The organism is Pseudomonas sp. 2822-17 (assembly GCF_002742485.1).
GTDB lineage: Bacteria > Pseudomonadota > Gammaproteobacteria > Pseudomonadales > Pseudomonadaceae > Aquipseudomonas > Aquipseudomonas cyclaminis.
This window is the reverse complement of sequence record NZ_LJRZ01000300.1, coordinates 370,916-386,459: the sequence shown is the minus strand read 5'-3', so window position 1 is coordinate 386,459 and position 15,544 is coordinate 370,916. Positions and strand designations below refer to the sequence as shown.

Genomic DNA, 15,544 nt, shown 5'->3' with positions numbered 1-15,544 from the left:
AATGGGCTGGACAGGTGGGAAGGGTGCAGCTCATCGCACCAATATAGTGCGATTTGCTGCAGTCTGTTCAGGTAGCCGAAAAAAGCTTTAGCCGGGGTAGATGCACAGCTCGGCCGTAGCGCGGATCATGGCCAGTTGGCGAAGCGGGTCATTCAGTGGTTCGTGTACGGCTGCCGCCAGCCATTGCGGGCATTGTGGGTCTTTGCGCTGGGGCGTGAAGTCCGCCAGTTGTTGCAGCAGGCGTTTTTGCAATTGGTCCAGCTGCGGTCGAATCTGCTTTACCAGGTCCGGGCGGGGATCGTCGGGTGCCTTGCCCTGGAACTGCCAGTCGGACAGGTGGGTGTATTGCACCAGCTTGTTCGCCTCGATCTGCGCCGAGAAAAACTGTTCGGCGGTGGCGGGGTCGAGTTTGTAGCTTGGGGCCTGGGCGACGACGCTGGCGATCACCTCTTGTTCGCGTTTCTTATCTTCCACCGGTTTGTGGCTGTCCCATTTGCTCAGGGCCACTTGGTCGGCGATTTCCAGGCGCTCGGCGATGCTGTTGAGCAACGGCTCAAGCGTGGGCGGCGCGGCACTCGCACTGGCGCTGACAAATAACAGAGCGAATACAAATCGACGTTTCAATGGATATCTCCTTATGGGAGGGGGGCGCTGATGGTTAGCCGTATGCTCGACCGCCAAGCGGCCATCTGACAATCCCCAGGCAAAAAAAGACCTCCCGAAGGAGGCCCTTTTCATCACGCTACGTCAAGCAGCGCTACCGGATCAGCAGCTGTAGTACAGCTCGTATTCCAGTGGGTGTACGAAGGTGCGAACCTTGATTTCTTCTTCGCTTTTCAGGCCGATGTAAGCGTCGATGAAGTCGTCGCTGAACACGCCGCCTTTGGTCAGGAACGCACGGCCCTTGTCCAGCTCTTCCAGGGCTTCTTTCAGGCTGCCGCACACTTGTGGGATCTCTTTGGCCTCTTCAGGCGGCAGGTCGTACAAGTTTTTGTCGGCGGCGTCGCCTGGGTGAATCTTGTTCTGGATACCGTCCAGGCCGGCCATTACCAGGGCAGCGAAGGCCAGGTACGGGTTGGCTGCTGGATCCGGGAAGCGGGCTTCGATACGGCGAGCGCGAGGGCTGGACACGTAAGGAATACGGATCGAAGCGGAACGGTTGCGCGCCGAGTAGGCCAGCATTACCGGTGCTTCGAAACCTGGGACCAGGCGCTTGTAGGAGTTGGTCGACGGGTTGGTGAAGCCGTTCAGGGCCTTACCGTGCTTGATGATACCGCCGATGAAGTACAGGGCAGTGTCGGACAGGCCGGCATAACCTTCGCCAGCGAAGGTGTTCTTGCCGTCTTTGGCGATGGACAGGTGAACGTGCATACCCGAACCGTTATCGCCGTACAGCGGCTTAGGCATGAAGGTCGCGGTACGGCCGTAGGCAACGGCAGTGTTGTGTACGCAGTACTTCAGGGTCTGAACTTCGTCAGCCTTGGCTACCAGGGTGTTGAACTTCACACCGATTTCGTTCTGGCCGGCAGTCGCCACTTCGTGGTGATGCACTTCGATGACCAGGCCCATGTCTTCCATGGCGTTGCACATGGAGGTACGGATTTCGTGGTCGTGGTCGAACGGTGGAACCGGGAAGTAACCGCCTTTGATGCCTGGACGGTGGCCATGGTTGCCGCCTTCCACGTCCTGGTCGGACATCCAGGAGCCTTGTTCGGAGTAGATCTTGAACATGGAACCGGAGATGTCGGACTTGAACTTCACTTGGTCAAAGATGAAGAACTCTGGCTCCGGGCCTACGAATACAGTGTCACCGATACCGGTCGACTTCAGGTATTCCTCGGCGCGCTTGGCGATCGCACGAGGGTCGCGGTCGTAGCCTTGCATGGTCGAAGGCTCGATCACGTCGCACACCAGGATCAGGGTGGCTTCTTCGGTGAACGGGTCGAGCACGGCAGTGCTGTCGTCCGGCATCAGGATCATGTCGGAGGCTTCGATGCCTTTCCAGCCAGCGATGGAGGAACCGTCGAACATTTTGCCTTCTTCGAAGAAAGCATCATCCAGCGCATCGCGAGCCGGCATGGTCACGTGGTGCTGTGTGCCTTTGGTGTCCGTGAAGCGCAGATCAATCCATTTAACGTCATGATCTTTGATGAGTTGAACCGACTTCGACATAGTGTCCTCCGGGTGGCTTCGGGCTGGGGTAGTGGAGTTAGCCCTTAGAATGTGGGTGATGCCGGCGCGGATAGTCCGCCATGGCAACCTGCCTCACAAGAGAGCAAATTGCATGCCAGTGCGCCAACATGGGTTTTCTGCTCCAAAAACGCCCCTATAAAGGTGCATTGCGACAAAAGCCCGAAATTAGCGCACCGCAATGTTGCGCATGCGCTCGCAAATGCACCGCTTTAGTGCGAGTTGAGTGCTGTGCATATTAACTGGTTAAACCTTGAGCGATTTCCGCTATAATCCGCGCCCCCCTTTTTCAGCAGGCCCGGCGCGCGCTGTTTCCATGAAATTAATCGTTAAAGTCTTCCCCGAGATCACCATTAAAAGCCGACCGGTACGGACGCGTTTCATCCGTCAGTTGGCCAAGAACATCCGTGCCGTGCTCCGCGATCTGGACCCGGCTATGGTAGTGAACGGTGTGTGGGACAACCTCGAACTGGAAACCCGTGTCACCGACGCCAAAGCCTTGAAGGACATGACCGAGCGCCTGAGCTGCATGCCGGGCATCGCGCATTTCCTGCAGGTGGACGAGTACCCGCTGGGCGACTTCGACGACATCACCGAGAAGTGCAAGCAGCACTTCGGCAATGAGATCGAGGGCAAGATTTTTTCGGTGCGCTGCAAGCGCGCCGGCAAGCACCCATTCAGCTCCATGGATGTAGAGAAATACGTCGGCAGCAAGCTGCGTCGCGAGTGTGGCGCCGCCGGAATTTCCTTGAAAGCGCCAGAAATTGAAGTGCGCATGGAAATTCGCGACCAACGGTTGTTTGTGATCCACAGCCAGCACAACAGCATCGGCGGCTACCCGCTGGGCGCCCTGGAACAGACCCTGGTATTGATGTCCGGCGGTTTCGATTCCACGGTGGCGGCTTACCAGATCATGCGTCGCGGCCTGATGAGTCACTTCTGCTTCTTTAACCTGGGCGGGCGTGCACACGAACTGGGCGTGATGGAAGTCGCGCACTTTATCTGGAAGAAGTACGGCAGCTCCCAGCGCGTGCTATTTGTGAGCGTACCGTTCGAGGAAGTGCTGGGCGAAATTCTCGGTAAAGTCGATAACAGTCATATGGGCGTAGTATTGAAGCGTATGATGTTGCGCGCTGCGTCCCGGATTGCCGATCAGTTGCAGATCGACGCCCTGGTGACCGGCGAAGCGATTTCCCAGGTTTCCAGCCAGACGCTGCCGAACCTGTCGCTGATCGACTGCGTCACCGAGAAGCTGGTATTGCGCCCGCTGATCGCCAGCCACAAGCAGGACATCATCGATTTGGCAGAAGAAATCGGCACCGCCGACTTCGCCAAGCATATGCCTGAATACTGCGGGGTCATCTCGGTGAACCCCAAGACCCACGCCAAGCGCAACCGCGTGGAGTATGAAGAACAACAGTTTGATATGGCCGTTCTGGAGCGTGCGCTCCAGAACGCCAAGCTGGTCCCGATCGATCGAGTGATCGACGAATTGGGCCAGGATGTGCAGATCGAAGAAGTCAGTGAAGCCCTGGCCGGTCAGATCGTTGTCGACATCCGTCACCCGGATGCCGCTGAAGATGAGCCGCTGGAGATTCCTGGCATCGACGTACAAACGCTGCCGTTCTATGCATTGAACGCGCGTTTCAAGGAACTGGATGACAGCCGTCAGTACCTGCTGTATTGCGACAAAGGCGTGATGAGTCGCCTGCATGCCCACCATTTGCTCAGTGAGGGGCATGCCAATGTGCGCGTTTATCGACCGAGCTAAGAGCCCGGGGCTGTTTGCCTGTGGCCTGCGTCACCGGCCCCCCGACTCTGCCGTCAAGCTGTAACGGCAAGGCCTGACTCTACTGTTAATCGCTGCCACGACCTGTCAGCACACCGAATCCTCTGATCGAGATACACAAGTGATCGAAAATCTACGTAACATCGCCATCATTGCTCACGTTGACCATGGTAAAACCACCCTGGTAGACAAACTCCTGCGTCAATCCGGCACCCTGGAGCGCAACGAGCTCAACGACGAGCGCGTGATGGACTCCAACGACCAGGAAAAAGAGCGCGGTATTACCATCCTGGCAAAAAACACCGCTATCAACTGGAACGGCTACCACATCAACATCGTGGATACCCCGGGCCACGCCGACTTCGGCGGCGAAGTAGAACGCGTAATGTCGATGGTTGACTCCGTTCTGCTGCTGGTTGATGCCCAGGACGGCCCTATGCCGCAAACCCGTTTCGTGACCAAGAAGGCTTTCGAAGCCGGCCTGCGTCCGATCGTGTGCATCAACAAGGTTGACCGTCCAGGCGCGCGTCCGGACTGGGTTCTGGACCAGATCTTCGACCTGTTCGACAACCTGGGTGCTACCGAAGAACAGCTGGACTTCAAAGTCGTCTACGCCTCGGCCCTGAACGGCATTGCCGGTCTGGAACACACCGACATGGCTGAAGACATGACCCCGCTGTACCAGTCGATCGTCGACAACGTACCGGCTCCAAAAGTTGACCGTGATGGCCCGTTCCAGATGCAAATCTCGGCACTGGACTACAACAGCTTCCTGGGTGTTATCGGCGTTGGCCGTATCGCTCGTGGTAGCGTCAAGCCGAACACCCCGGTTGTTGCTATCGGCGCCGACGGCAAGAAGCGTAACGGTCGTATCCTGAAGCTGATGGGTCACCACGGTCTGCACCGTATCGACGTTGAAGAAGCTTTCGCCGGCGACATCGTCTGCGTCAGCGGCATGGACTCCCTGTTCATCTCCGACACCCTGTGCCAGCCGGACAACGTTGAGGCGATGAAGCCTCTGACCGTTGACGAGCCAACCGTTTCCATGACCTTCCAGGTAAACGACTCGCCTTTCTGCGGTAAAGAAGGCAAGTTCGTGACTTCCCGTAATATCAAGGAACGTCTGGACAAAGAGCTGCTGTACAACGTTGCACTGCGCGTTGAAGAAGGCGACTCGGCCGACAAGTTCAAGGTTTCCGGCCGTGGTGAGCTGCACCTCTCGGTACTGATCGAAACCATGCGTCGCGAAGGCTTCGAAATGGGCGTTGGTCGTCCAGAAGTGATCATCCGTCAGGTTGACGGCGTGAAGCAGGAACCGTTCGAAAACGTCACCATCGACACCCCGGAAGAATCCCAGGGCAAGGTGATGGAAGAGATGGGTCTGCGTAAAGGCGACCTGACCAACATGGTGCCGGATGGCAAAGGCCGTGTGCGTCTGGAATACAACATCCCTGCTCGTGGTCTGATCGGTTTCCGTAACCAGTTCCTGACCCTGACCAACGGTGCTGGCATCCTGACCTCGATCTTCGATCGCTACGACACCATGAAGTCCGGCGACATGTCCGGCCGTCAGAACGGTGTTCTGGTATCGGTAGAAACCGGCAAGGCACTGACCTACTCCCTGGAAACCCTCCAGGCGCGTGGCAAGCTGTTTGTTGAACACGGTCAAGAGATCTACAACGGTCAGATCGTTGGTCTGAACAGCCGTGACAACGACATGGGCGTCAACCCAACCAAAGGCAAGAAGCTCGACAACATGCGTGCTTCGGGCAAAGACGAAACCATCGCTCTGGTCCCACCTGTTCGCTTCACCCTGGAACAGGCCCTGGAATTCATCCAGGACGACGAGCTGTGCGAAGTTACGCCTAAGTCGATCCGCCTGCGTAAGAAGATCCTGGACGAAGGCGAGCGTACCCGCGCTGCCAAGAAAGCCAAGAACTGAGTTAACTCAGGCTGAATGAAAAACGCCCCCGGTCGAAAGGCCGGGGGCGTTTTTTTATGTCTGCAGTTTCTGTGGTGGCTGTACTGGCCCCATCGGGGGCAAGCCCCCCCTCCCACATTTTGATCTGTGAATACATTCAAAGGTGGGAGGGGGCTTGCCCCCGATGAGGCCCTAGAAAGCTCCACAAATCTTGGATCAGAACTTGTCGAGGGTCTTGAATTTGGTCTCGCGCACCACTTCTTTCGGCTTATACGCGCAATACCCCGGACGCGGCCCGATCTTCGGGTGATTGCGGCAGGTATCCGGGCGCTTGTCATAAATAGTGCAGAAGCGCGTCTTACGATCCAGATACAGGCAGTCGTTGTTGCTCATGCGCTGCAGGGTAAAAATCTCGGATTTGTTGTTGTAGCGCTCGACGATACCTTCCTTTTGCAACCGCTTGGCGATGTTCTTCGGCGGATCGCCGCGTTCGAACTCATCGACGATGCCAATGCGGATCAGGTCCTTGATCTTCACTTCGACCGGCAGCGTGCAGCAGCTGGACACGCAACCGCCGCACATGTGGGCGGAATATTTCTGCCAGGTCTCAAGACGGTCTAGTTCCGCGGCGGCGATCAGTTGAGGCTTCATCAAGGTTCCAAAAGGTGGGGCTGTATCCGGGCGCGGGATCATACCGGGATTGGTGGTTTTTTGAACAATATTTTGCGTATTTCATCCCCAACGGTGCGTTGGGCGAAAGCAGGCACGGCCAATGCATCAAAACCCTGCAAAGGTAAATGCGTTAAAAAAGTGCCGAACCAGAGCAGTCACCGTCTGTCAGACCGTCTAGGCTCTAGCAACTCCTTCTATCTCGCCCGAGGTCGCATTTGATGTCTCAGGAACCACTTGCACGAGAAGCAGAGGTAGCCGCATTTCGCGATGCCGTCTTGACCAAACTCACCTACGCGGTGGGCAAGGACCCGGATCACGCCTTCGACCACGATTGGTTCGAAGCCATTGCCCTGGCCGCACGCGACCAGATGGTCGACCACTGGATGGACCACACGCGGCGTATCTACCGCAAAGGTCAGAAACGGGTGTATTACCTGTCCCTTGAATTCCTCATCGGCCGTTTGCTCTACGACAGTCTGAGCAACCTCGGTGTGCTGGAGATTGCCCGCGAGGCGCTCAGCGAACTGGGCGTCGACCTTGAGCGCATCCGCCTGCTGGAGCCCGACGCGGCGCTTGGCAACGGTGGCCTGGGCCGCCTGGCCGCCTGCTTTATGGAAAGCATGTCGACCCTGGGCATTGCCGGCCACGGTTATGGCATTCGCTATGAACACGGCCTGTTCCGCCAGGCGATTGTCGATGGTTGGCAGCAGGAGCAGACCGAACGTTGGCTGGATTTCGGCAACCCGTGGGAGTTCGAGCGCGCCGAGGTGATCTACCCGATCGGCTTTGGCGGCAGCGTGGAAACCCTGCCGGACGCCGCCGGCAAGCTGATCCAGGTGTGGACGCCCAACGAAACCGTGCGCGCCGTGGCCTACGACACGCCGGTGGTCGGTTGGCGCGGTGCCAGCGTCAACACCCTGCGCCTGTGGCGTGCGCGGGCGGTGGAAGACCTGCATCTGGAGCGCTTCAACGCCGGTGACCACCTGGGCGCCGTCGCCGAAGTGGCCCGTGCCGAAAGCATCTCCCGGGTGCTTTACCCGGCTGACAGCACCGAAGCAGGGCAGGAACTGCGCCTGCGCCAGGAATACTTCTTCGTCTCCGCTTCCCTGCAAGACCTGCTGCGCCGCCACAAGAACATGCACGGCTCGGTGCTGAGCCTGGGCGAACACGCCGCCATCCAGCTCAACGACACCCACCCGTCCATTGCCGTGGCCGAGTTGATGCGTCAACTGGTGGACTTGCACGACATCGCCTGGGACGCCGCTTGGCAGGTCACGGTCGAAACCTTGTCCTACACCAACCACACCTTGTTGCCCGAGGCTTTGGAAACCTGGCCTGTAGGGCTGATGGAACGCATGCTGCCCCGGCACATGCAGATCATCTACCTGATCAACGCCCAGCACATCGACTCGCTGCGCGCCAAAGGCATCCACGACTTTGACGTGCTGCGCGCCGTGTCGCTGATCGAAGAAGACAACGGCCGCCGCGTGCGCATGGGTAACCTCGCGTTCCTCGGCTCCCACAGCGTCAACGGCGTGTCGGGTTTGCACACCCAACTGATGCGCAGCACGGTGTTCTCCGAACTGCACAAGCTCTACCCGGACCGTATCAACAACAAAACCAACGGCATTACCTTCCGCCGCTGGCTGTACCAGGCCAACCCCAAGCTCACCCAGATGCTGGTGGAAGCCCTTGGGCCGGACATTCTCGACACCATGGAAACCCGTCTGGGCGAGTTGGAAACCTTCGCCGAGAAACAGACCTTCCGCAAAGCCTTCGCCGACCAGCGCTTGCACAGTAAGCGTGCACTGGCCGAGATCATCCACGAGCGCCTGGGCATCTCGGTGAATCCGGCTGCGATGTTCGACGTGCAGGTCAAACGGATCCACGAATACAAACGCCAACTGCTCAACCTGCTGCACACCGTGGCGCTGTACCAGGCGATCCGTGCCGAGCCGGGCACCGACTGGGTGCCGCGCGTGAAGATCTTCTCGGGCAAGGCGGCGGCCAGTTATCACCAGGCCAAGTTGATCATCAAGTTGACCAACGACATCGCCCGCACCGTCAACAATGACCCGACTGTGCGCGGTTTGCTCAAAGTGGTGTTCCTGCCCAACTACAACGTCAGCCTGGCCGAAAGCATCATTCCGGCGGCGGACTTGTCGGAGCAGATCTCCACGGCCGGCTTTGAAGCGTCGGGCACCAGCAACATGAAGTTCGGCCTCAACGGCGCGCTGACCATCGGCACCATGGACGGCGCCAACGTGGAAATGCACGAGCGCGTGGGCGCCGACCACATGTTTATCTTCGGCCTCAGCGCGCAGCAGGTGGAAGCGCGCAAGCAGGCGGGTGAGTTCAACGCCGGGCTGGACATCGCCGCGTCCCATCGCCTCAACGATGTGCTGCAAGCGATCCGTGGCGGGGTGTTCTCGCCGGATGATCCGGGCCGCTATGTGGGCTTGATCGACGGGCTGATCGACTACGACCGCTTCCTGGTGTGTGCCGACTTCGATTCCTACTGGGACGCCCAGGCACGAGTCGAAGCGCATTGGCATGATTCCAAGGCGTGGTGGCGTTCGGCGGTGCTCAATACGGCGCGGATGGGTTGGTTCTCTTCGGACCGTACCATCAGGGAGTACGCGACCGAAATCTGGAAAGCACTCGACTAAGCCCCGTTGTTCTAAATGTGGGAGGGGCGGTGCGACGATTCGACTTGCCCCCGATGGCGCACCATCAGTTGCTAAATATGTCGACTGGCACACCGCTATCGGGGGCAAGCCCCCCTCCCACATTAGGTCCGCGTCGATATACTGAGCGCCGGTTTGCTTAGGGAATATCGACCATGCAATGGATTTTCATGCTGATTGGCCTGGTGCTCGGCTGGACGCTCGATGAGTCGTTCTATGACGCAGGCATCGGCGCACTGCTGGGGTTGGGCATTGGCCAGGCGATTCGCCTGTCGAAGCTTGCGACTCAAGCGGATCAGCAAGCGCGTCAGCTGGAAACCACGCAGAAGGCGTTGATCGCTCTGGGTGATCGCCTGCGGCAACTGGAAGTGCCCGCGCCGACCAGCCCTGTGATTGTCGAGCCCTCCATCTCTGAGCCGACACCCGTCGCCAAGGCGCCCGAACTTGTTTGGGAACTGCCGGCGGAATTGGCGCCTGTCGCCATCGTCGCCGAACCGAGCCAGCCTCTGCCGGCTGACGTGTGGGCGCCCGCTCCAACCCCACAACCTAAAGAACCTGCTATCCCTCGCGGCCCCAACCTGATCGAGCGCGCCATCGCTGGCGCACGCAATTGGTTGTTTGGCGGCAACACCGTGCTGCGTGTCGGCGTAGTGCTGTTGTTCCTCGGCCTGGCCTTCCTGCTGCGCTACGCCACCGAAGGCATGGTGGTGCCGATCGAGCTGCGTTACGCCGGTGTGGCTGGCGCCGCTGTCGGCCTGCTGGGCCTGGGCTGGTGGCTGAGATTGCGCAACAGCAATTACGGGCTGATGCTGCAAGGCACCGGCATCGCGGTGCTGTACTTGACCGTGTTTGCCGCGATGCGCCTGCACCCGCTGATCGACCCGAGCGCGGCGTTGGGGCTGTTGGTGGCAGTCACGGTGTTCTCGGCAATCCTGGCGATTACCCAGGACGCCTTGGGCCTGGCCTGCGCGGCAGCCCTCGGCGGTTTTGCGGCACCGATCCTCACGTCCACCGGCGCTGGCAACCATGTCGCGCTGTTCAGCTATTTTGCCTTGCTCAACACCGGCATCCTCGCCATCGCCTGGTTCAAGGCCTGGCGCTTGCTCAACCTGATCGGTTTTGTCGGCACCTTCGGCATCGGCTTCGCCTGGGGCATGCGTTCCTACACACCGGAACTGTTGTGGAGTACCGAACCGTTCCTGATCCTGTTCTTCCTGATGTACCTGGCCATCGGCCTGTTGTTCGCCCGCCGCAAATTGCTGGAGATGGGCGACGCGCCCGAGGGCCGGGATGCGTTGTTGCGCTGGTCGGCCGCCAAAGGTGATTACGTTGACGGCAGCATGCTGTTTGGCCCGCCGCTGGTGGGCTTTGGCTTGCAGTTCGCCTTGGTGCAGCACCTGGAATTCGCTGCGGCTTTCAGCGCGTTGGGCCTGGGCATCATTTACATGGGCCTGGCGCGGTTGCTCAGTGGCGGGCGCGCGTTGCTGCTGGCGGAAACCTGCCTGGCCCTGGGCGTGATCTTTGCCAGCCTGGCGATTCCGCTGGGGCTTGATGCGCGTTGGACGGCTGCGGCGTGGGCCGTGGAAGGCGCCGGGATTTTCTGGCTCGGTTTGCGCCAGCAGCGGCCGCTGGCGCGGGCGTTTGGCTTGTTGCTGCAATTAGGCTCGGCGCTGGCCTTCCTCAGCGAGCTGCGCATTGGCGAACACAGCCTGCTTACCGGTGCGCCGCTGGGTGCGCTGTTGCTTGGCGCAGCGTTGCTGTTCAGCTTCGCTCAGTTGCGCAAGGCATCGGCAGAACAGGCGGCAGGCTGGGAGCGCAAAGGCCAGCCGGTGTTGGCGTGCCTGGGCCTGAGCTTTTTGTACCTGCTGGCGCCTTTGTTGTTGCTGACCCAAGGTACCGCGATCAGTTGGGCCATTGCCGGTCTGGCGACCCTGTTTATTGGCCTGCGCATCGGTTCGCGTACCTTCCTGTTCACTGCGTTCGCGGTGCAATTGCTGGGCGGCGCGTTGTTCCTGCTGCGCTTGCAGGGCGGGGAGGGCGCGGCGGTATTCAATGCGGGCTGGAGTGGTTTGCTCACGGCCTCACTGATCGGCCTGGCCTTGATTGGCGGCATGCTGCTCGCGGCACGCGACGAAATGGTGCGCAGCGATGCGCGGCTGTTACGTGGGTTATCGGTGGTGCTGCTCGCCGGTCTGGTGCTGATCAATCTGGCGGTGCTGTTTGTGCTGCCATGGGAAAGCGCCAGCGGCGTCTGGGCGGCCAGTGGGTTGTTGATCATCTGGCTGAGCCTGTACTTGCAACAGCGTGTCAGTTTTGTGTTCGGGTTGCTGCTGCAATTGGTCGGTGGTGGTTCGTTCCTGCTGGCGGTGCCGCAATTGCTCGGACCGTTGACCGGCGAAGGCTTGAGCCCGATGGCGCACAGTGGTTTCTGGACGCCGATGGTGTTGGGACTGGCCGCCTTGATCGGCGCGTGGCGCTTGCAACGTGAACCCCATGCGCCGGTGTTCGCGGTGCTGAAGCTGCAACGCTTGTCCGACCTGTTGCTGGTGTGGGGGGCGGCGTGGTGGACACTGGCGCTGGGCGGCGAAGTCTTGCGCTTTGTTGCGCAGGAGTTGCTGGGGGCTTTCCTGCTGGGTCTTGCGGCGTTGAGCGTGGCGATTTGGGCGCTGCTCGCGGCGCGACTGCGCTGGGCATCCCTGGGTGTGCTGTGCACCTTGCTGATGCCAGCGGCGGGCGTGGCGTTGCTGGTGTCTGCCCACGCTTACTATCACCCGGCGGCACAGTACGGCTGGCTGGCCTGGTTGGCGGTATTTGTGGTGCATTTCATCTCGCTACGCCGTTTGGCGCCTGTGGTTGCGGCCAGGATGCTGAGTATTGCCCACGTTCTCGGCTGCTGGATGTTGATCGGCGTGCTGGCGTTGGAGTTGCGCTATGGACTGTTGCGGCTGTCGGCCGAATACAACGCCTGGCGCTGGTTGGGCTGGGCGATCCTGCCAAGCCTGTACCTGGTGCTGGCTGCGGCGCCGCGCACCTGGCCGTGGCCAGTGTCGGCGTACCCGAGGGAGTACCGAGTCCTGGCCGCGTTGCCATTGGCCGTGCTGATGCTCGGCTGGTTCTGGCTGGCGAATACCTTCAGCGATGGCACCGCCAATCCGTTGCCTTATGTGCCACTGCTCAACCCGCTGGACCTGGGCCTGCTGTTCGCGCTGCTGGGTATTTACCTGTGGTCCCGAAGTGTGGCACCGCAACGCGGGCCGCGTGCCGAGTCGGTCGCCCAGGGTGTCGCGGGCCTCTCGCTGTTTGCGTTCTTCACGGCGCTGGTCATGCGCACCGCGCACCACTGGGGTGGCGTGCCGTTCCAGCTGGATGCATTGCTGGAGTCGATGCTGGTGCAAGCCGGCTTGTCGATTGTGTGGACCTTGATCGCGCTCGGCCTGATGATCGGCGGCCATCTGCGCCATCGTCGCGAAGTGTGGTTGATCGGCGCGGCGTTGATTGCGGTGGTGGTGGCCAAACTGTTTTTTGTTGAACTGAGCAACCGTGGCGGGCTGGCGCGGATCGTGTCGTTTATCGGCGTGGGTGGGCTGTTGCTGGTGGTGGGTTATTTCGCGCCGCTGCCGCCCAAGCGGGCCGAACCTGTGATCGAAACTGAAGGAGCATCCTCTTGATCGGTAAGTTGAGCGTGGCCGTGGTGGGCATGTGTGCGGCGTTGGTGGCATCGGCTCAGGAAGGTCCGGCTGACTTCACCCACCGTGTGCCGCTGAGCGTCAGCGGCAACGGCCCCTGGTATCGCCTTGAATTGCCGCTGGCTGTGCAACTCAACGCACGCCAGGCCGACCTCAGTGACGTGCGCGTGTTTAATGCCGCCGGTGAGCCCCAGGCGTATGCGCTGTCGAGTCAATCTTCCCAGCGCACCGAAAGTCGCAACGTCGCCGATGTGAAGTGGTTTCCGCTGTACGCCGCCGACACTCAGGAAACCCTGCCCGGTGTGGTGATGAAAACCACCAGCGAAGGCACCCTGGTGGAAATCAAACCTTCATCCGCCGCCAAACCCGGCAAGCAGGTGTTGCGCGGCTGGGTGCTGGACGCCAGTGCGATCAAGGCGCCGTTGCAGCAACTGAGCCTGGACTGGAGCCGCGAGCAAGAGGGCTTCCAGCGTTTCAGCATTGAAGCCAGCGATGATTTGCAACGTTGGGAGCCTTGGGGCGAGGGGCAAGTGGCGCGCTTGTCGTTCGCCGACGAACGGGTGGAGCAGCATGACGTCAGCCTGCCAGGGCGCCCGGCGCGCTACCTGCGCCTGGTGTGGAAGGGGCAGGCGGCGCCGCTGCTGACTTCGGCCAAACTGGTGAGCGCTACGCGCAGCAGTCTGCCAATGCCGCTGGTGTGGTCGCAGCCAGTGGCGGGCACGCGACTCAAGGCCGGGGAGTACAGCTGGCAGTTGCCGACGGGGCTGAGTGTCGAGCGCCTGCGCATCGAGCTGAAGCAGCCCAACACGCTGGCACCGGTGACCTTGTCGGGACGTAGCGATGCCAAACAAACGTGGCAGCCGTTGAGCAATGGCTTGCTGTACCGCCTGAGGCAAAACGGCCAGGACGTGGTGCAGGATGAATTGCAGTTGCCGGGCCAGATCGTGACTGAACTCAAATTGCAGGTGGACGAGCGCGGTGGCGGGTTGGGGGTGGATGCCCCGGCGCTGGGCTTTGCGGTGCGCGCTACGCAGTTGGTGTTCCTGGCACGGGGTGAGCCGCCGTTCAGCCTGGCGTTGGGCAATGCGTCGGTTAAGGCCGCAAACTTGCCGCTGTCGACCCTGATCCCCGATTACAGCGCGGAGCGCCTCGACACGTTGGGGCAGGCCAAGGTCGCCGGGGAAATGACGGTCGCGTCGCCGGCGGTGGTAGCGGCTGTCGACGACGGGCCGAACTGGAAAAAACTCGGACTCTGGGCGGTCTTGCTGCTCGGCGTGGCGGCACTCGGTGGCATGGCCTACAGTTTGCTGCGCAAGCCACCGGCGGCACGTTAAATAAAGTCCATGAACTCTATTGGGTTTAAATCCTCTGATAGGAGGAAATACGCCCCGACTCGCGTTAAACTGCGCGGGTTTTCAAGCCCCCCATTCTCCGGAGCCTTACATGTCCCGCGTTACCTTGAGTCGCTATTTGATTGAGCAGACCCGCAGCAACAACACGCCTGCCGATCTGCGCTTCCTTATCGAAGTGGTTGCGCGTGCTTGCAAGGAAATCAGCCATGCCGTGTCCAAAGGCGCACTGGGTGGTGTCCTGGGCAGCATGGGCACTGAAAACGTGCAGGGCGAAGTGCAGAAGAAGCTCGACGTTATCTCCAACGAGATCCTGCTCGAAGCCAACGAGTGGGGCGGTCACCTGGCCGGCATGGCGTCCGAAGAAATGGACAATGCCTACCAGATCCCGGGTAAGTACCCGAAAGGCGCCTATCTGCTGGTGTTCGACCCACTGGACGGTTCGTCCAACATCGACATCAACGCACCCGTCGGCACCATCTTCTCCGTGCTGCGTTGCCCGAACGAATACCTGAGCCAGAACGAAGCCCTGAACGAAAAGGCCTTCCTGCAGCCAGGTACCGAGCAGGTCGCTGCCGGTTACGCGATCTACGGCCCGCAGACCATGCTGGTGCTGACCCTGGGCGACGGCGTCAAGGGTTTCACCCTGGACCGCGAAATGGGCAGTTTCGTACTGACTCACGAAGACATCACCATTCCTGCATCGACCCAGGAATTCGCGATCAACATGTCCAACCAGCGTCACTGGGAAGAGCCGGTGACCCGCTACGTGGGCGAGTTGATGGCCGGTGAAGAAGGCCCGTTGAAGAAAAACTTCAACATGCGCTGGGTTGCCGCGATGGTTGCCGACGTGCACCGTATCCTGACCCGTGGTGGCTTGTTCATGTACCCACGTGACAGCCGCGAGCCATCCAAGCCGGGCAAACTGCGCTTGATGTACGAAGCCAACCCGATGTCGTTCCTGGTTGAACAAGCGGGCGGCGCGTCCACCGACGGCCACCAGCGTATCCTCGACATCCAGCCGGAAGGCCTGCACCAGCGTGTGGCGGTGTTCCTGGGTTCGAAGGAAGAAGTTGAGCGCGTCACGGCTTATCACAAGAAGTAAGCTGCGGCGATAAGTGATCGGCGTTGTTGTGAGCCGGTTCACCCTTAAAGAAGCCCCGAAACGTTTCAGCGTTTTCGGGGCTTTTTTGTTTTTGCTCGTCGGGAACCAGACACCTGTTTTCCCTTCTAAGCTTCTGGCAGATACC

At 60.2% G+C, this 15,544-nt stretch carries 9 protein-coding genes; 6 read left to right on the top strand and 3 right to left on the bottom strand.

The window, feature by feature from the left end:
• Nucleotides 1-87: 87 nt before the first annotated feature.
• Together AOA60_RS07290 and glnA are read right to left on the bottom strand one after the other, a co-directional pair.
• Nucleotides 88-624 (bottom strand): chorismate mutase, encoded by a 537-nt coding sequence (locus tag AOA60_RS07290; RefSeq protein ID WP_099583860.1) that lies wholly within the window; start codon nt 622-624, stop codon nt 88-90.
• Nucleotides 625-765: 141 nt separating this feature from the next.
• Complete coding sequence (gene glnA / locus AOA60_RS07285; RefSeq protein ID WP_032890148.1) at nt 766-2,172, bottom strand: type I glutamate--ammonia ligase; 1,407 nt, start codon at nt 2,170-2,172, stop codon at nt 766-768.
• A 334-nt stretch (nt 2,173-2,506) separates the two neighbouring features.
• Between glnA and thiI the strand changes: the two genes are divergently transcribed.
• Both thiI and typA read left to right on the top strand, forming a co-directional pair.
• Nucleotides 2,507-3,961 (top strand): tRNA uracil 4-sulfurtransferase ThiI, encoded by a 1,455-nt coding sequence (gene thiI, locus AOA60_RS07275; protein ID WP_099583859.1) that lies wholly within the window; start codon nt 2,507-2,509, stop codon nt 3,959-3,961.
• 139 nt (nt 3,962-4,100) lie between these two features.
• A complete protein-coding gene (typA, locus tag AOA60_RS07270; RefSeq protein WP_032890153.1) occupies nt 4,101-5,921 on the top strand; it encodes a translational GTPase TypA in 1,821 nt (606 codons plus the stop codon).
• Between the two features lie 195 nt (nt 5,922-6,116).
• On the opposite strand, the gene AOA60_RS07265 is transcribed toward typA, so the two are convergent.
• Nucleotides 6,117-6,551 (bottom strand): YkgJ family cysteine cluster protein, encoded by a 435-nt coding sequence (locus AOA60_RS07265; RefSeq protein ID WP_024072902.1) that lies wholly within the window; start codon nt 6,549-6,551, stop codon nt 6,117-6,119.
• Between the two features lie 239 nt (nt 6,552-6,790).
• Between AOA60_RS07265 and AOA60_RS07260 the strand changes: the two genes are divergently transcribed.
• From AOA60_RS07260 to AOA60_RS07245, 4 genes are all read left to right on the top strand, one after another.
• The gene (locus AOA60_RS07260) at nt 6,791-9,241 is read left to right on the top strand and encodes a glycogen/starch/alpha-glucan phosphorylase (RefSeq protein ID WP_099583858.1); all 2,451 of its coding nucleotides are present in this window, start codon (nt 6,791-6,793) and stop codon (nt 9,239-9,241) included.
• Nucleotides 9,242-9,414: 173 nt separating this feature from the next.
• The gene (locus AOA60_RS07255) at nt 9,415-12,927 is read left to right on the top strand and encodes a DUF2339 domain-containing protein (RefSeq protein WP_099583857.1); all 3,513 of its coding nucleotides are present in this window, start codon (nt 9,415-9,417) and stop codon (nt 12,925-12,927) included.
• Nucleotides 12,927-14,279, top strand: a complete 1,353-nt coding sequence (locus AOA60_RS07250) for a DUF3999 domain-containing protein (protein ID WP_099583891.1) — start codon at nt 12,927-12,929, stop codon at nt 14,277-14,279. The genes AOA60_RS07255 and AOA60_RS07250 overlap by 1 nt, the downstream gene beginning before the upstream one ends.
• A gap of 109 nt (nt 14,280-14,388) precedes the next feature.
• The gene (locus AOA60_RS07245; protein ID WP_003237460.1) at nt 14,389-15,399 is read left to right on the top strand and encodes a class 1 fructose-bisphosphatase; all 1,011 of its coding nucleotides are present in this window, start codon (nt 14,389-14,391) and stop codon (nt 15,397-15,399) included.
• Nucleotides 15,400-15,544 lie beyond the last annotated feature (145 nt).